At 41.8% G+C, this 239-nt stretch carries 1 protein-coding gene; it reads left to right on the top strand.

Features of this window, described 5'->3' with window-relative positions; genetic code table 11:
- A partial coding sequence (locus H3V11_RS11745) for a hypothetical protein (RefSeq protein ID WP_198225105.1) occupies positions 1-239 on the top strand: 239 nt, incomplete at both ends.

Here is a 239-nt window from a genome sequence, read left to right as displayed (position 1 = left end):
TGGCGGTGACTGGGAAAAAGATCGCTACGAATTTACAGCCGGTCACGGACATGATGTAATCAATGATCGGGGCGAAGATGATGCATATTACCAATCAAATCGCAATGATTTGGTCTTTAAAGGTGCAAATCTGGCTGATGCTCAGTTTATCCGCTCAGGTACTGATCTGATTATTCGTGCATATGCCTCAGACGATTCCGTTACCCTTCCGGATTATTTCAACTATAAAAATTATTACA

Source organism: Snodgrassella sp. W8158 (assembly GCF_016100435.1).
GTDB lineage: Bacteria > Pseudomonadota > Gammaproteobacteria > Burkholderiales > Neisseriaceae > Snodgrassella > Snodgrassella alvi.
Note: the sequence above shows the minus strand (reverse complement) of the source record. Positions and strands in the feature narration are given on the sequence as shown.